General features: G+C 73.5%; 13 protein-coding genes and 1 tRNA gene. 9 read left to right on the top strand and 5 right to left on the bottom strand.

Translation table 11 applies throughout. The features are described 5' to 3' along the window. Nucleotides 1-83: 83 nt before the first annotated feature. Nucleotides 84-1,346 carry an acyl-CoA dehydrogenase family protein gene (locus CP984_RS05515; protein WP_003986116.1) on the bottom strand — a complete coding sequence of 421 codons (1,263 nt, stop codon included), beginning with the start codon at nt 1,344-1,346 and terminating at the stop codon, nt 84-86. A gap of 384 nt (nt 1,347-1,730) precedes the next feature. On the opposite strand from CP984_RS05515, the gene CP984_RS05510 reads away from it, so the two are divergent. Then, nucleotides 1,731-2,930 carry a Gfo/Idh/MocA family protein gene (locus CP984_RS05510; protein ID WP_003986117.1) on the top strand — a complete coding sequence of 400 codons (1,200 nt, stop codon included), beginning with the start codon at nt 1,731-1,733 and terminating at the stop codon, nt 2,928-2,930. Nucleotides 2,931-2,948: 18 nt separating this feature from the next. Here the strand turns inward: CP984_RS05510 and CP984_RS05505 are convergent, their stop codons facing one another. Next, the gene (locus tag CP984_RS05505; RefSeq protein ID WP_003986118.1) at nt 2,949-6,185 is read right to left on the bottom strand and encodes an amidohydrolase family protein; all 3,237 of its coding nucleotides are present in this window, start codon (nt 6,183-6,185) and stop codon (nt 2,949-2,951) included. Nucleotides 6,186-6,447: 262 nt separating this feature from the next. Between CP984_RS05505 and CP984_RS05500 the strand changes: the two genes are divergently transcribed. Beyond that, entirely contained in the window at nt 6,448-7,371 is a 924-nt protein-coding gene (locus CP984_RS05500) for an alpha/beta fold hydrolase (protein ID WP_003986119.1), read from the top strand. 46 nt (nt 7,372-7,417) lie between these two features. On the opposite strand, the gene CP984_RS05495 is transcribed toward CP984_RS05500, so the two are convergent. Both CP984_RS05495 and CP984_RS05490 read right to left on the bottom strand, forming a co-directional pair. Next, nucleotides 7,418-8,320 (bottom strand): transketolase family protein, encoded by a 903-nt coding sequence (locus CP984_RS05495; RefSeq protein WP_003986121.1) that lies wholly within the window; start codon nt 8,318-8,320, stop codon nt 7,418-7,420. Between the two features lie 65 nt (nt 8,321-8,385). Continuing rightward, on the bottom strand, nt 8,386-9,171 hold the full coding sequence (locus CP984_RS05490) for a thiamine pyrophosphate-dependent enzyme (RefSeq protein WP_003986122.1): 786 nt from the start codon (nt 9,169-9,171) through the stop codon (nt 8,386-8,388). A 54-nt stretch (nt 9,172-9,225) separates the two neighbouring features. On the opposite strand from CP984_RS05490, the gene soxR reads away from it, so the two are divergent. Then, nucleotides 9,226-9,723 (top strand): redox-sensitive transcriptional activator SoxR, encoded by a 498-nt coding sequence (soxR, locus tag CP984_RS05485; protein ID WP_003986123.1) that lies wholly within the window; start codon nt 9,226-9,228, stop codon nt 9,721-9,723. Here the strand turns inward: soxR and CP984_RS05480 are convergent. Further along, a complete protein-coding gene (locus CP984_RS05480) occupies nt 9,704-9,997 on the bottom strand; it encodes a YiaA/YiaB family inner membrane protein (protein ID WP_003986124.1) in 294 nt (97 codons plus the stop codon). The genes soxR and CP984_RS05480 overlap by 20 nt on opposite strands. Before the next feature lie 168 nt (nt 9,998-10,165). On the opposite strand from CP984_RS05480, the gene CP984_RS05475 reads away from it, so the two are divergent. From CP984_RS05475 to CP984_RS05450, 6 genes are all read left to right on the top strand, one after another. Beyond that, nucleotides 10,166-10,239, top strand: a tRNA-Pro gene (locus CP984_RS05475). A 682-nt stretch (nt 10,240-10,921) separates the two neighbouring features. Next, on the top strand, nt 10,922-11,428 hold the full coding sequence (locus CP984_RS05470; protein ID WP_050498794.1) for a hypothetical protein: 507 nt from the start codon (nt 10,922-10,924) through the stop codon (nt 11,426-11,428). Continuing rightward, a complete protein-coding gene (locus tag CP984_RS05465) occupies nt 11,421-12,728 on the top strand; it encodes an MAB_1171c family putative transporter (protein WP_003983586.1) in 1,308 nt (435 codons plus the stop codon). The genes CP984_RS05470 and CP984_RS05465 overlap by 8 nt, the downstream gene beginning before the upstream one ends. 60 nt (nt 12,729-12,788) lie before the next feature. Continuing rightward, nucleotides 12,789-14,012, top strand: coding sequence for a cytochrome P450 family protein (locus CP984_RS05460; RefSeq protein WP_003983587.1), 1,224 nt, complete (start codon nt 12,789-12,791; stop codon nt 14,010-14,012). A 262-nt stretch (nt 14,013-14,274) separates the two neighbouring features. Continuing rightward, nucleotides 14,275-15,435 (top strand): D-alanyl-D-alanine carboxypeptidase family protein, encoded by a 1,161-nt coding sequence (locus CP984_RS05455; RefSeq protein ID WP_043976754.1) that lies wholly within the window; start codon nt 14,275-14,277, stop codon nt 15,433-15,435. Nucleotides 15,436-15,536: 101 nt separating this feature from the next. Then, a complete protein-coding gene (locus tag CP984_RS05450; protein ID WP_226048616.1) occupies nt 15,537-16,253 on the top strand; it encodes a DUF309 domain-containing protein in 717 nt (238 codons plus the stop codon).

Genomic DNA, 16,253 nt, shown 5'->3' with positions numbered 1-16,253 from the left:
CCGTAGCCCGTACCGCTTCTCCCGGACGCAGCCGCCGGGAGCAGTGGCGCGGGCTTCGGCATTCGGCGCGGCCCCGCGGTGCGCTAACCGGTCGGCTGCAACTCCGTCCGCTCCCGCGGGAGACGGGCGGGCGCCGCCCCCTCGTCCGGGTCCTCCGCCGCCTCCGTGCGCACCACGTCCGACAGCCGGCTGGACCACTCGCCCTTGGGGGCACCGAGCGCCAGCTCGCCCAGGCGCAGCAGCTGGATGTCGGAGGTCCCGGCCGGGGCGAAGATGTGGTGCGCGTCGCGCAGGTAGCGCTCCACGGGCCGGTCCGTGAACAGCCCGCTGGCGGCGTGGATGTCCATCGCGTCGCGCGCCGATTCCAGCGCGGACTCGACGTTGACCAGCTTGGCGTTCATCAGCTCGGCGTCACACGGCAGTCCCCGGTCGAGGAGGTGGACGGCGTGGTAGGCGGCCAGCCGGGCGAGCAGCAGCCGGGACTGGATCCGGCCGAGCTTGATCTTGATGTTGCCGAGGTTCGCCAGCGGCTTGCCGTACCGTTCCCGCTCCGCGCAGAACCGCGAGGTCTCGTCCAGCACCGCCTGGTGGATGCCGAGGGACACCGCGGTCAGGTTCGGCCGGCCGTACAGCACGCTGGAGGAGTACGCGACGGCCAGCCCGTCGCCCTCGCGGCCGAGGAGGTTCGCCGCGGGCACCCGGCAGTTGTCGAAGAACAGCTCGCCGAAGCCGAAGCCGTGCAGCCCCATAGCGGGCCGCTGCGCACCGGCCCGTACGCCCGGCCGGTCCGCCTCCACCAGGAACGCCGACAGGCCCGAGGAGCCCTCGCCGGTGCGCATGACGACGCCGTGCAGATCGCCGACGTGGCTGTTGCCGACGTAGATCTTGCGGCCGTTGAGGACGTAGTCGTCGCCGTCGCGGACCGCCGTGCCGGTCATGCCGAGCACCTGGCCGCCCGACTGCGGCTCGGTGACCGCGATGGTCGGCAGGCACGCGCCCGTGGCGATGGCCGGCAGCCAGGTCTTCTTCTGCTCCGCGCTGCCGAAGTGGATGATCTTCGCGGCGCCGAGCTGGGACGCCTGCACCATGGCGCCCATGGCGCCGCTGACCCGCGACAGCTCCTCGATGATGACGGTCTTGGCCAGGTGTCCGGCGCCCATCCCGCCGTAGGCGCGGTGCACGGTCGCGCCGATCCACCCCTGGCGGGCGATCAGGCGCGACAGATCATGACAGACCGTACGGGCCGCCTCCATCTCGGCTATCCGGGGCCGGACCTCGCTCTCGGCGAAGTCCCGCACCCGGCGCCGGAGCGCTTCATGCCGCTGATTGGTGAAGTAGCGATGCAAGACGAGCCTCCTTGGCTGAACGCCCCCGCGCTGTGCTGCTGCTCGCTTCGCCGGACGGCGCGCTCCGGGTGTGCGCCTCCGGTCGCCCCGGCCCCTGCGGTGCCGTTCCGGACCGTCATCGGTTGCTTACCTTGTGCAATACACGTTGGCATACCTGCTGAGCGGCGCATAAAACATCAACTCCGCGCATTTATGCGACCAATAGGAGCGCGCAGAACCCATTCACCACCCCCGTGGTCTACGGTGCGGGGAGCACGTCCGGCGGTGTTTCCCCGGGGTGGCGTAGGTCGGCGCGAAGGCGGGGCCCGCGGCCCCGCACGCGCCGCCGGCCCTCGGTTCCCCGCCCCGCCGACCATGGAGTCCGTCCGACCGAGGAGGCACCTCATGACCGACGATCTGCGGCTGGGCGTCATCGGCTTCGGCCTGCGCGGCGACCTCGCGCTCACCGCCCACCGGCCGGGATACGGCGCGCGGGTCGCCGCGGTGGCCGACACCGACCCAAAAGCACTGGCATTCGCCACCAGACGCCTCCCCGGCGCCGAGGCGTTCACCGACCACCGCGCGCTCCTGGACCACCCGGACCTCGACGCGCTGCTCGTCCTGACCCCCGACCACACCCACGCGGACCTGGCGTGCCAGGCCCTGCGCGCGGGCCACCCGGTCTTCGTGGAGAAGCCCCTCGCGATCTCCGTCGAGGACTGCGACACGATCCTGCGGACCGCCCACGACACCGGCACGCGCCTGTACGTGGGCCACAACATGCGCCATATGCCGGTGATCCGGCTGATGCGAGAACTGATCACCCGCGGCGACATCGGCCGCGTGCGGACCGTATGGGTACGCCACTTCGTCGGGCACGGCGGCGACTACTACTTCAAGGACTGGCACGCCGAGCGGCGCCACACCAACGGACTGCTGCTCCAGAAGGGCGCGCACGACCTGGACGCGCTGCACTGGCTCGCGGGCGGCTACGCGCGCCAGGTGCAGGCGCTGGGCGACCTGATGGTGTACGACGATCCGGGCATGCGCCGGGCACCGGGCGAGCCCCGCCCGGAGGACTGGCTGGAGCACGACGCGCACTGGCCCCCCGGAGACCAGCGCGGCCTGAACCCGCGGATCGACGTCGAGGACGTCTCCCTGGTCAACATGCGCCTGGACAACGGGGTGCTGGCCGCCTACCAGCAATGTCACTTCAGCCCCGACTACTGGCGGAACTACACCGTCATCGGGGACGCGGGCCGTCTGGAGAACTTCGGGGACGGGCCGGGCGGTTCGGTACGGGTGTGGAACTCCCGCCAGTCCGGCTACCGCGCCGACGCCGACGCGGTGTACCAGCTGCCGGCCGGCGAGACGGACGACGAGGCGGGGCACGGCGGCGCCGATCCGCTGCTGGTCGACGAGTTCCTGCGGTTCGTCCGGCACGGCGGGCGCACCGACACCTCACCGGTCGCGGCCCGGATGGCGGTGGCGGCGGGCGCCCTGGCCACCGCCTCGCTCCGGGGCGGCGGCACCCCGCGCGAGGTGCCGCCGCTGGACCCGGTGCTGGTGGACTACTTCGAGCGGGGCCAGACCAAGAAGGTGTGAGGACGCCTCCCGCGCACCTCAGCCCCCGCAGCAGGAATCGCGCCGGTGCCGCCGCCCCACCGCCAGCCAGTCCGCCTCCCGCGCCGCGGCCCGGGCCGCGCGGGCGGTGGGCGCGGGGAAGGCCGCCACCAGGTCCCGCTGCTCGTACAGCCGCCCGCCGCGCAGCACCGCGGCCGTACGGACCAGCGAGGCGAAGTCGGTGAACGGGTCGCCGTCCACGATCACCAGGTCGGCCAGCTTGCCCTCCTCCAGGGTGCCCAGGTCCCGGTCCGCGCCGAAGACGCGGGCCGGGAGCGCGGTGGCGGTGCGCAGGGCCTGCGCGGGGGTGAGCCCGTAGCGGTGCAGGGCGCGCAGCGCCAGGTGCAGGTGCAGGCCGACCGGCGTCAGCGGCTGGTCGGTGCCCAGCGCGACGAGCCCGCCGCCGCGCAGCACCCTCCGGTAGACGCCGACTTCGGTCTCGATGTCGCCCAGCTGCTGCGGGGTGGGCCGCTTGCCGGCGTTCTCCCGCACCAGTGCGGCGTCCCACGGCGGCATGAGCGTCTTGACCCGGGCGTCGTCGGCGAGCCCGGGGTCGGCGCCCAGCAGCACGGAGGCGGTGAACGGGGTGGCGATGAGGTGGAAGTTCGTGGCGGTGTAGACCTCCTCCACGTCCTCGTACGCGTGCCCGGTGGCGGTGACCGCGTGCCCGAACTCCAGGCGCTGGGTGGCCTGGAGGTGGGTCGTCAGGTCCTGGCCGAGCTGTACGCCGGGCGTCAGCAGGTGCCCGCCGGAGCGCACCCCCAGCCGCTGGTGCGCGAAGCGCGCGGCCTCCGCCATGATCCAGCCGGGGGCCCGTACGTAGGTCTTGACGAAGTCCCAGTCGAGCGCGGCGCCCCGTTCCAGCGACCGGCGCAGGCCCTCGCGCGTGCTGTGCGCGCGGCCCATGCTGTACGCGACGCGGCTGCCGTCCAGCAGCTCGCCGCAGGCCAGCAGCCGCGGCCCGGCGAGCGTACCGGCGGTGACCGCCTCGCGGATGCGGGCCTGCTCGTAGGAGAAACCGCCGAACGAGACGGCCGTGGTGATGCCGTAGGCGAGCTGGAGCGCGGTCTGCCGGCCGCCGTACGTCGTCTGCCACGGGTGGGTGTGGGAGTCCCACAGTCCGGGGATCACCGTCCGCGCGGAGGCGTCGACGCGGCGCGCGGCGCGCCGTCCCGCCCGGGCGTGCGGCTCCACGGCGGTGATCCGGCCGTCCCGTACCACCAGGTCGACGTCCTCGCGCACCTCCTCGCCGGTCCCGTCCCAGAACCGGCCCGCGTGCACGACCGTGTCCCGGGCGCGGGTGCCGCGGTGGTCCAGGGCCACCTTGACCGTACGGGCCGCGCCGCCGTGCACCCCGATCAGCCGCAGCCTGCCCGCCGAGAGATAGAGCAGCGTACGGGAGTCGCCGGACCAGGACGGGTGGTCGGCGCTCTCGTCGGTCAGCCGGCGCGGGGCGCCGTCGGGCGTGCCGTCCGGCCGTACGGGCAGCACCCACAGCGCGGATTCCGCGATCAGCGCCAGCCACCGGCCGTCCGGGGACCAGACCGGACCGGAGTCGTAGCGGTCGGCGATGGACAGCAGTGTGGTGCCGGGACCGGGGGTGTGCAGCCGGTCGTTTCCGGTGCGGGTGTCGATGATCCGGATGAGGTTGTAGCCCTCGCGGAAGCGGCGGTTGAGGCGGTTGCGGTCGCAGAACGCCAGGTAGCGGCCGTCCGGCGACCAGCTGGGCCGGCCCGGCACACCGCCGCCGCCCAGCGGCTCGGCGGCCACCCGCTCCGTGCCGGCCGCCAGGTCCCGTACGACGAGATTGCCCGACATGTCGATCGCGGCCAGCCGCCCGCCGTCCGGGGACAGTGCGGGCTGTACCCGGCCGCCTTCGGCCAGTACCGTCTCCGCGCCGGTCGTCAGGTCGTGTCGGCGGACCGCGAACAGCCCGTCGCGGTCGTCGGCGTACAGCAGGGACCGGCCGTCCCTGGCCCAGCTCGGCCCGAGGACGTACCGGGTGGGGTCGGCCCGTACGACACGCCGCGGCCGCCCGCCAGAAGTGGGCGTCACCCACAGTGAATTGAGCGCGGCGAAGGCCACCTGCCGCCCGTCGGGGGAGAGCGCGGGCAGGTGCACCCCGCGCACCGGCCGGACGCCCGTGCGCTCGAAGCCGTAGTCCTTGACCTCGTAACGGGGGCGGCGCACCGGCAGCTCGGCCTTGAAGTCGATGGTCTCCGCGTCGTCCGGCGCACCGGGTCGCAGTACCGTGAACTGGCCGCCGACGGTCAGCAGCAGCTCGTCGCGCGAGATCCAGCGCGGCGGCACGGGCTCCACGTCACCGTCCACCGGGACCTGCGCACCGTCCACGACGAGGGCGCAGGTGGCGCCGGGGCGCTCGGTGGTGCGCAGGTAGGCGAGCCGGGCCGGGCCGCCCTTCGCGGCGGGCGCCACCGCCGGGACCATGACCTGGCCGCCGGAGGTGTCGGTGTGCTCGGCCGTGACCTCGCCGCCGCCGTCGGCCTGTACGGACACGATCGTACGGCTGTCGAGGGCGGTCTCCGAGACCGTGCCGCGCACGAACCACAGCCGTGCGCCGTCCGGCGACCAGGTGGGGTCGAAGTCCTCCCACGCGCCGTCCTGGAGGGGCCCTCGCTGCCCGGCCCGCCCCGTGATCTGGGTCAGTTTCCGTGTCCGTACGTCCAGGACCCAGATCCGGTACGGACTGCCCGCCACCGGATCGCCGCCCCGCTCGGAGGCGAAGGCGAGCCGGGTGCCGTCCGGCGACCAGGCTGGGCCGCGGTCGTCCCACGGCCCGTCGGTCAGCTGCCGCAGGTCCGTGCCGTCCGGGCGCAGCGTCCAGATGTGGAAGCCGCCGCCGCGGTAGGCGCAGACGGCGATCCGGCTGCCGTCGGGGGAGAAGACGGGCCGGGTCGGCTCCAGGTCCGGCGGGGTCAGCGCGCGGGCCTCGCCGCCCCCGCGCGGCACGGACCACAGGACGTTCTGGATCTCGGCGATCAGCCGGTCGCCGGCGGGGGAGAGGGTGGCGGAGCCGTTCGTGGCGGCGGTGAAGGAGAGGATGGGCAGGCCGGTGGCGTCGGCCGCGTGGGCCGCACCGGCGAGCGGGCCCGGCAGCCCGGCCAGGCCGGTGACCGCCGCCGCCGAGGCCGTCCCCTGCAGAAATCTGCGCCGTGAGAAGGGCCGCGGTGGGCGCGCGGCCGGGGAAACTTCCTCGGATCTGTCCGTGGTGTCCAACGGTCCTCCAGCTGTGGGGGGTTGCGCGGGTCGGTCGCCGGCAAAGGGACGACTGATCGTGTCACGCGCGGTCGGCCGGAGGTCAACACTTACGGGGGAGTGTCTGAGGTGTGTCCCAGAGGTGGCCGGGGCGTCGGGGGCACGGGGGAGAGGCCGGGCGGCGAGAATGACGCCGGAGGTACAGGGTGGTGCGTACCGGCGGGGCCGCCACCGCCCCCACTCGGTGATTCCGTACGTCGCCCGGCAGTCAGGAGAGTGCGTCATGCAGCCCGTACAGCAGGACTTCCACGAGGCCGCGGACGGCGTCCGCGTCGCCACGTACACCTGGGTGCCGGAGTCGGCCCGGCCGCGTGCCCTGGTCCAGATCGCTCACGGAGCGGCCGAACACGCCATGAGATACGACCGGTTCGCGCGCTTCCTGACCGGACACGGCTACGTGGTGATCGCCTCCGATCACCGGGGGCACGGTGCCACCGCCGCCTCCACCGGCGGCCCCGGTGTCGCCGGTGACGACGGATGGCGCGCCATCGTCACCGACCTCAAGCACGTCGGCAACCGGGCCGGTGCCTTTCACCCCGGCCTGCCGCTGGTCCTCCTGGGCCACAGCATGGGCTCGATGCTGGCCCGCGACTACGCCCAGGAGTACGGCGCCGACCTGGCCGGACTGATCCTCAGCGGCACCTTCCGCAGCCTGCCCGGCGCCGAGATCGAGACCAGCGCCGCCGCCCTGGAGGCGGAGATCGCCGAGGGCGGACGCGCCGCCCGCTCCGGCTTCGTCCCGCGCCTCTTCAGCTCCTTCAACGACCCGTACGAACCCCGTACCGGCTTCGAATGGCTCTCCCGGGACACCGCCGAGGTGGACCGCTACGTGGCCGACGAGCACTGCGGCTTCCCCTTCAGCGCCGGGCTGGCGCTGGACTGGGTACGGGCGGTCCGCAAGGTCAACGACCCGCGCAACCTGGCACGGATGCCGCTCGGACTGCCCGTCCACATCGCGGTCGGCGACCAGGACCCCTGCAACCAGCGGCTGACACACGTCGCCGAACTCCTGGAGGACTTCCGCTACCTGGGCCTGCGCGATGTGACCTGGCGGGCCTACCCCGGGGCCCGCCACGAGATCCTCAACGAGACCAACCGCGACGAGGTGCAGCGGGACCTGCTGGCGTGGCTGGACGAGCGGGTGTAGGCGGCGGGCGTCCGGGCGAGGGCCCGCCGCACCGGCTTCACCGGCCTTACCGGCCGAGGAAGCCGGTGATCCGCTCGCGCAGCGACCGCGCGTCCAGGCCCTGCCCCGCCAGGTGCTCGTCGATCTGCCCGTAGCGGCGCAGCTCCGGGCGCCCGACGCCCAGGCCGAGAACACGGTGCGGCACATGCGCCAGCGCGTCGTTCGCGTGCCGGGTCGAGGTGCCCTCGTGGTACGGCTCCACGAGCACCATGTCCGCCGCCGTGGCCCCGGCCACCGCCGTACGCAGCGCCGCGTCGTCGAAGGGGCGCACGGTCGAGGCGTACAGCACGGTCACGTCCAGGCCCTCGGTGGCGGCGAGGACGTTGTCCAGCATCGGCCCGACCGCCAGAACGACACCGTCCCGTCCTTCGCGCACCGGCAGGAACCGCGCCCCGTCGACCGGCCGCGCCGCCTCGTTGCTCTGTACGGACAGCCGTACGTAGACCTTGTCGTCACCGGCAGCGGCGGCGTGCCGCAGCAGCGTCTCCGCCTCGTCCGGGTGCCCGGGGACGTGCACGGTCCAGCCGTCCAGGCTGTCCAGCAGCGCGATGTCGCCCGGCGCCATGTGGGTGAAGCCGCCGGCCGGCCAGTCGTAGGACCCGGCGGCGCTCACCAGCACCCCGCCCACGCCCTGGTGCCCGAAGTCCAGCTTCACCTGCTCGAAGGGCCGCTCCACCAGGAAGCTGGCGAAGGTGTGCACGACGGGCCGCATCCCGGCCAGGGCCAGACCGCCGCCCACGCCGATGAGCAGCTGCTCCCTGATGCCGACGTTGACCACCCGCCGGGGGTGGCGTTCGGCGGCCGTGCGGAAGCCGTCCACGCCGATGTCGGCGAGCACGACCGCCAGCCGCGGATCCTCGTCGAGCAGCTGGGTGGTGACCGAGGCGAAACGTTCGCGCATGGTGTCCATCGGATTGAGACCTTTCGAAGTTGTCATGGGGTGCGGTGCTGCTTGTACTGCGGTACGGACGCGGCTCAGGCGGCCGCCGCGCCCGGCTCCGGCTCGGGCGCCGCCTTCGGCTTCGGCTCGCCCGCGTACTCCTTGGCCTCCACCCGGGCGACCACCGCGTGCGGCCGGTCCGGGTGCGGCTGGGTGAAGGCCGTGTACAGCGCTTCGTGGTCGCGGCCGTCCACGGTCGTCACGGACCAGCCGGCGGCCTCGAAGCGCGAGGCGATCCCGCCGCGCCAGCCGTGCGTCGCCGAGGAGTTGTCGATGACCAGCGTGTGCAGCCGGGACAGGCCGGCGGCGCCCGCGTACGCGATGGCCTCGTGGTTGCTGCCCTCGTCCAGCTCGGCGTCGCCGATCAGCACCCAGACCGCCGGGCCGGTACGCCCCTGGGCGGCCAGGCCCAGCGCCGTGCCCACGGCCAGCGGCAGCCCGTGCCCCAGGGAACCGCTGCCGATCTCCGCGCCCGGCACCAGCAGCCGGTCCGGGTGGTGGCCGAGCGGCGAGTCGTACGAGCCGAAGCCCGGCAGCCAGTCGGTGGGGAAGAAGCCCTTCGCGGCGAGCACCGCGTAGTAGGCCATCGGGCCGTGCCCCTTGGAGAGCAGGAAGCGGTCCCGCTCCGGGTCCTCGGCGGTGGCGGGGGAGACCCGCAGCACCCGGTCGTAGAGCACCCACAGGGCGTCGAGGGTGGAGGTGGCGGCCGGGCCGTGCTTCTCGTCCCCGGTCATCAGGCTCATCAGGCGGGGGAGTGCGGCGAAGTCGGCGACCGGCGAAGCGGCGGTGGCCCCGGTCGTGTCCGTGGTCGTGTTCGTCATGGCAGGAAGCTTGCAACTTAAAGCGCACTTGAAGTCAAGCGCTAACCTGCCGACATGACTTCACCCCACGACCGCCTCCCGATCGGGGAACTCGCCGGCCGCAGCGGGCTGGCCGCCTCCGCGCTGCGGTACTACGAGGAACTGGGCCTGATCCACTCCGAACGCACCAGCGGCGGCCAGCGCCGCTTCACCCGCGCCACCCTGCGGCGCGTCGCCTTCATCCGGGCGGCCCAGGTGGTCGGCCTCTCCCTGGAGGAGACCAGCGTCGCCCTGGCCAAGCTGCCGCAGGACCGCGCACCGAACGCGGCCCAGTGGAACAGCGTCGCCCGCACCTGGAGCCGCCGCATCGACCAGCAGATCGCCGAACTGGAGGAACTCAAGCGCAAGTTGGCGGGCTGCATCGGCTGCGGCTGCCTGAGCCTGCGCAAATGCGGCCTCTACAACCCCGGCGACGCGGCGGCGGAGAGCGGGGCGGGCGCCCGCTACCTGCTGGGCGAGCGCCCCGACACGGTCGGCGTCGACGCGCCCGGCGTCACACCTGGCCGGGCTTGAAGACGTCCTGCTCGACGAGCAGCTTGTCGATCCGCGCCTTGTCCACCCGGTTGGTGACCTCCTCGGCCTCCTGCCGGTCCCGTACGCACTTGGCCAGCGTGAACGCCGACGAGACCACGAAGATCAGCCCCAGCCCGAGGAAGCCCCGCTCCCAGGCGCCCACGGGCAGCTTGACGATGCCCACCATCAGGGCGACCAGGGAGAGCCCGAACGAGATCGCGGACTGCACGAAGAAGGCGGTGGTCGTCGGCCGCTGTATCGAGGGAGTGGTCATGCGCGTAGCGTGCCGCCGCCCGCACGGGGGCGCATGAGTACGCGTACTCAGCCCCGCCCGCCCCCGCCCACGGCCCGCTCCCTGGGAACCCGGCAGTGGACACCCCCTGACATGCGGTATTGTTCTCGTGCACGGCCGCCCGGGACGAAACCCGGACCGGACGGGCACCGGGACGTGGCGCAGCTTGGTAGCGCACTTGACTGGGGGTCAAGGGGTCGCAGGTTCAAATCCTGTCGTCCCGACGGTGCGAAAACGCCCGTTGGCTTGGACGTAAGTCCAGGTCAGCGGGCGTTTTCGGTGTGTCGTGGAGCAGGGTGGCGCAGGCACCCGTCCGCGTTCCTGCCCGGCCTCGTCCCACTGCCGCCTGCCGCCTCCGCGCCCGGGCCGACGCGCGCAAACGCCGCTGATGCGTTCCGTGAGCCGTCGCGCGTCCGCGCACTGCACACCCACCCTCGCGAGGCATCCACACGCGATGCAGCCACCGTCGGCATCTGAGTGAACGCACACGGTGACGGTGCTGCTGACGCCACAGCGCCCCGCACCGAGCGCGTGCCGGAGTGGTGGGCGCCTCGCCATCACGCTGATGGGGCATCACTTCCGGGCCCTCAACCGGCCGTTTGCGTGTTGCCGGCCCCGCGACCCCATCTTCGATTCCTCGGAAACAGCCCCCCGTTTCCACCGTTTTCACTGTCCGTAAGTGGACTGGTGCGCGTTATTCCTCGCGTGACAGGATGCGGGCTGCGGTTTCGGCGGTGCTAACTGCGTGCGGGGCGCGGGCGGCCGGGATCGGGGGAGCGAAGCCGGGGGGCGGATGCCATGGGGGGCGTGCGGGTCGGGAGTGGGGCGCGGGGTGTGCGTGGGCGGCGCTGGGGGCGTCTGTGTGCGGGCGCGCGAGCCCGGCGGGTCCGGCGTCGTTGCGAGCAGGTGATCGGGGAACTGGCGCTGCCGGACCGGACCGATCTGACGGGTGTGTGCGGCGCCGTGGCGGCGTACCTGGGCTGTCCCGTACGGATCGTGCCGATGCGGCTGGACGGCGCGGCGTCCGGGGTGACGGCCCGTACCGACGACGGGTACTGGATTTTCTGCGAGCTGCGGACCAGCGCCTGGCACCGGACGCACATCGTGACGCATGAAATCGGCCGTCTGCTGCTGGACCACGCGGCGCCCGGCATGACCGGCCGTGACGGCCCCGCGCCCTGGGCGGCGGAGGTGCTGGGCGGGCTGCTGATGGCGCGGGTGGTGCCCTCGCCGGTGGACCGCGGGCCGGAGCCGACGGGGCCGGCCGCCGAGCTCGCCGCCGCGCTGGCGCCCGCGCTGCGACACCGGCGCGACGGGCCGCTCCGTGCCACGGGCCGTGGGGGCGGCGGCAACAGCGGGAAGGACGGCGCCGCGCGCGGCGCCGGTGACTCGGACGGGGGATCGAGTGTTTGACGTGCTGTATCTGTGTTTCGGCGGAGTGGCCTGGACGGTTGTCGCCTTCAAGACGCGCGCCTGGCTCCGCGACCGCGGCAACGCGGATCTGGGGCTGACGTGCGTGATGAGCGCCGGTGTCGCGACGGTGTTCGTCTTCTCCGCGCCCAGCGTCTACCGCTGGTTCGACCGGCTGACCGGCGTGTCGAACCTCTCGATGGTCTTCCTCTACTCCTCGGTCGTGGTCTTCGCGGCCGGCGCGTTCGTCCTGCTGCTGCGCTGGAACGGCGGCGCGGGCGCGGAAGGCCGCGCGCGGGTCCGGGCGCGCTCCCGTACGGCGGTGACGGCCGTGGCCGTGGCCTGGGCGGTGGCGGTGACCTGCTTCGTCGTCGGGCGGCCGGACGACGTGGAGCACCCCCGCGACCTCAGTACGGCCTACGCGGGCTCGCCGGGAGTCATGGCCTTCCTGGTGCTGTATCTCGCCATCTTCGGCACCAGCCTCGCGGGCCTGGGCGCCCTCTGCCCGCGCTACGCCGGCCGGCTCGGCGCGTCCTGGCTCGCCCGGGGGCTGCGGCTGCTGGCCGCGGGCTGCTGGCTCGGCCTGGCGTACTGCGCCTGCAAGCTGGCCGGCTTCGTCCTGTCGTGGGCCGGGCACGAGGCGCCGTGGCTCTCCAACGGCGTGGCGCCGCTGAGCGCTTCGGTCGCCGCGGTCCTGGTGCTGACCGGGCTCGCGCTCCCGGCCGCGGGCCCGCGGGCATGCGCGTGGCGCCGCCTGCGCCGGCTGCACCCCCTCTGGAAGGATGTCACCGCCCAGGCCCCCGAGATGGCGGCGGGCGGCCCCTTCTGGGGCGGGCGGTGGCCGTTCGCGCGGCTCCAGTGGCGCGCCGACCGGCAGATGGCGCAGATCCGCGACGTCCAGCGCGGCATCCGGCGGTACGTGGAAGCGGACACCGTCGACATCGCGCGTGAACGCGGGCGTGCCGTGGTGGCGGACGAGCGGCAGCTGGCGGCCGTCGCGGAGGCCGCAGCGCTGCGCCGCGGCCTGGAGAACCGGGCGATCGGGCTCGTTCCCGTACTGGGCGCGGAGAGCGTGGTGGTGACGGCGGACGAGGAGCGGCTGCCCGCCCGCCCCGCGAACCGCGCCGACATATCCCGAGAGCGCCTTCCGGACACCGTGCCGGGCGGCCCCGCACTCGGCCCGTCCGCCGAACTGATCGCGGAATACGAGCACTTGGCGCGAGTGGCGGACGTCTACTACTCGCCCCTGACCGACACCGTACTCACCGAACTGCGCCAGCGGAGCGCCATGCAGCGGCACTGAGCCGAAGCGGGGAGCAGCCCCCCGCGCCCCTCCCGAACGCCTTGTCTAAAGTCATGCACCATGCAGAACACCGCCGAGACCGGCCCCGACGACCTCATTGACGTGACGCAGCTTCTGGACGATCCGCACGCCGGGTACGCGGTGTTGCGGGAGGCGGGGCCCGTCCATCGGATTGCCGGGCCGGACGGGCAGCCCGCGTGGCTGGTGACGCGGTACGAGGATGTGCGGCGGTGTCTGTCCGATCCGCGGCTTTCCCTGGACAAGCGGAACGCGCGGGGCGGCTATCGCGGGTTCGCGCTGCCGCCCGCGCTGGACGCGAATCTGCTCAACATGGATCCGCCGGACCACACCCGGGTGCGCCGGCTGGTGGCCAAGGCATTCACGCCCGCGCGGGTCGAGAAGCTGCGGGAGCCCGTACGGCGGCTGGCGGACGGGTTGCTGGACGCGGTCGCGGACGCCGGGCGGGCCGACCTGATGGAGTGTTACGCCGGTCCGCTGCCCATCATCGTCATCTGCGACCTGCTGGGCGTACCGGAGGACGACCGGCCGGACTTCCGGGCCTGGACGGACGCGCTGATCACGCCCGACCCGGCCCGGCCGGAGCGGGCGAAGGAGGCCGTCGGGGCGATGATGCGCTACTACACGGGGCTGATCACGGCCAAGCGGGCCGCGCCGGGGGACGATCTGCTCTCCGACCTGATCCTGGTGCGGGACGGCGCGGCGGCGGAGGGTGGCGCGGGGGACCGGCTCGGTGAGGACGAGCTGACCTCGTTGGCGTTCCTCCTGCTCTTCGCCGGTTACGAGAACACCGTTCACCTCATCGGTAACTCAGTCCTCGCCCTGCTCGACCACCCCGAACACCTCATGGCGTTGCGTACGAATCCAGCCGAACTGTCGGCGGCCGTGGAAGAGTTCGCACGCTATGACGGACCGGCCTCGCTGGCCATCCGCCGGTTCCCCCTGGAGGACGTGGAAATCGGCGGCGTACGGGTGCCCGCGGGCGAGAGTGTGCTGCTCTCCCTTGCCTCGGCGAACCGCGACCCGCACCGCTTCGCCGACCCCGGGACGCTCGATCCGGGCCGCGACGCCACGGGTCAGCTGATGTTCGGGCACGGCATCCACTACTGCCTCGGCGCGGCCCTGGCGCGCCTGCAGACCGAGACCGCGCTGACCGCTCTCATCAGCCGTTTTCCCGGGTTGCGGCTGGATGTGCCACGGTCGGAACTGCGCCACCGCCGCACCCTGCGGGCACGTGGCTTGATCTCGCTCCCCGTCGCCTGGTAGTTGCAGGACGAACAAGTTTTTGAGGCATAACCGTTCCTGCATGCGGTAGAAAAGGTCGTGAGGCCCGCCCGGTGTGCATCCCCCGTCGCACCGGGCGGGTCCTCGTGCGTACGGGGCGCATGCGGTAGCCGCCCGTGAATCTCTGGCCTTGAATGCCGCGCTCCCCACGCGCTCCCCGCCCCCTCCCCGGCCTCCCTCGGCGCTTCGGCCGACTGGCGTAGGCCCGTCTGCGGTCGAAGTGCGGGCTTCCTAGCGTGAAGGCATGGCAATTGACAGGCTTTTGTCCCGGAATGCCGGTGTGCTGGCCGCCATCGCCGCCACCGGCCTGACCCTCACCTCCATACCGGCGACCGCCCACGCCGAGGAAGCGGTGGGGGCCGGGGCCCCCGCACTGCCCGGCGGGGTGTCCGCCCGCTCCTGGGCGGTGACCGACGTGCGTACGGGCGATGTGCTGGCGGCCAGGAACGCGCACCAGCGGCTCGCGCCCGCCAGCACCCTCAAGACCCTGTTCGCGGTCACCGTGCTGCCGAAGTTCCGCGCGGGCGCCGTCCACAAGGTCACCGCGAAGGACCTGGCGGGCATCGGGCCGGGCAGCAGCCTCGTCGGCATCCAGGAGGGCCGCAGTTACCAGGTCGCCGACCTGTGGCGCGGTGTCTTCCTGCGCTCCGGCAACGACGCGGTACGGGTGCTCGCCTCGATGAACGGCGGCTGGACGGCCACGGCGAAGGAGATGCAGACCAAGGCGCGGCAGCTGGGCGCCCGCGACACCACGGTGCGCTCCCCGGACGGGTACGACAGCCCGGGGCAGGTGTCCTCGGCGCACGACCTGAGCGTGTTCGGCCGCGCGGGCCTCGCCAACGCCGACTTCGCCCGGTACTGCGCCACCACCACGGCCCGGTTCCCCAGCAAGGGCAGTCCCTCGTTCGAGATCCAGAACACCAACCGGATACTGACCGGCTCGAACGGAACGCGGCGCTACCCCGGCATCGTCGGCGTCAAGAACGGCTACACCAGCAACGCCGGCAACACCCTCGTCGCCGCGGCGCGGCGGGGCGGCCGCACGCTGCTGGTCACCGTGATGAACCCGCAGTCCGGCGCCTCCAACGCCGTGTACAACGAGGCGGGTTCGCTGCTGGACTGGGGCTTCAAGGCCGTCGGCAAGGTCCGCCCGGTCGGCTCCCTGCAAGCCGCCGCGGCCACGCCGGACGAGAGCCGGGTCACCGACGGCACGCGGGGCGGGGCGGAACGCCACGCCGCCACGGCGCGGCCGGTCACCGCCCAGGTCTCCCGGGAGGCCGGACGGCGGACGGACACCACGATGTGGGCGGTCGCGGGCGGCTTCGCCTTCGCGCTCGCCGTCGGCGCCGTCTTCGGCTGGCGGATGTACGTACGCGGACGGCGGGCGCCAGGCGACGATGCCTGACCGGCGACGATGCCGCCCCGTACAGCCACCGCCCCGGCTCCCGGGCGGACGGCCGCCGCCCCGCCCGGACGCCGGCCCGTCGCGCGCTGCACAATCGAAGCGTGAACGTGACGCGACGCGATGAGGGCGGCGATCCGGCCTGCTGGCTGGACCAGGTGTGCCAGGAGTGCGGCCGGATCTCGGACCACCCGGGGGAGCCCGGCTGCGAACACTGCGGTACGGGAACGGAGAGCGGGAGCGCGGCGGAAGGCGGGAGCGCGGTGGAGACCGGGCGCACGGCGGATACCGCAGCGGGCTCCGGCCCCAAGACCGGAGCCCCGCGCGACCGCGACCCCGAAGGCCGCGCCCGCAACGCCCGGCCGCGGGACGGTCTGGGCCGTCCGCTGCCGTACGGCGCCCCGGGCGTGGAGCGCCAGCCCGAGGGCGTCGAGCGCAGCCCCCGTCAGGCGCTCGCCGAGGCCCAGGACCTCCTGGACCGCGGTCTGCCCTTTCACGCCCACGAAGTGCTGGAGGACGCCTGGAAGGCGGCCCCCGAGCAGGAGCGGCAGCTGTGGCGCGGCCTCGCCCAGCTCGCCGTCGGCCTCACCCACGCCGCCCGCGGCAACGCGAAGGGCGGCGCGGCGCTGCTGCTCCGGGGCGCCGGCGCCATCGCCCCGTACGCGGACACCGTCCCGTACGACATCGACGTACCCGGGCTGACGGCCTGGGCCCAGAACCTGGCGGACCGGCTCGGCGAGCGGAACGAGCGCGACGAGCCGGTCGAGGCGGCCGGGAACGCGCCGCGCCTGTGCGCCGGGGGCGCCCGCCCCGCGGAGTGA

The sequence above is a fragment of the Streptomyces rimosus genome (assembly GCF_008704655.1).
GTDB classification, from domain to species: domain Bacteria; phylum Actinomycetota; class Actinomycetes; order Streptomycetales; family Streptomycetaceae; genus Streptomyces; species Streptomyces rimosus.
The sequence above is the reverse complement of the archived record's forward strand: the minus strand, read 5'-3'. Positions and strand labels throughout refer to the sequence as shown.

Coding starts and splice junctions, on each gene's coding strand:
- CP984_RS05490 (WP_003986122.1), bottom strand. CDS start 9,171: ATGACGAACACGACCACGGACACGACCGGGGCCACCGCCGCTTCGCCG.
- CP984_RS05510 (WP_003986117.1), top strand. CDS start 1,731: ATGACCGACGATCTGCGGCTGGGCGTCATCGGCTTCGGCCTGCGCGGC.
- soxR (WP_003986123.1), top strand. CDS start 9,226: ATGACTTCACCCCACGACCGCCTCCCGATCGGGGAACTCGCCGGCCGC.
- CP984_RS05460 (WP_003983587.1), top strand. CDS start 12,789: ATGCAGAACACCGCCGAGACCGGCCCCGACGACCTCATTGACGTGACG.
- CP984_RS05500 (WP_003986119.1), top strand. CDS start 6,448: ATGCAGCCCGTACAGCAGGACTTCCACGAGGCCGCGGACGGCGTCCGC.
- CP984_RS05455 (WP_043976754.1), top strand. CDS start 14,275: ATGGCAATTGACAGGCTTTTGTCCCGGAATGCCGGTGTGCTGGCCGCC.
- CP984_RS05495 (WP_003986121.1), bottom strand. CDS start 8,320: ATGGACACCATGCGCGAACGTTTCGCCTCGGTCACCACCCAGCTGCTC.
- CP984_RS05480 (WP_003986124.1), bottom strand. CDS start 9,997: ATGACCACTCCCTCGATACAGCGGCCGACGACCACCGCCTTCTTCGTG.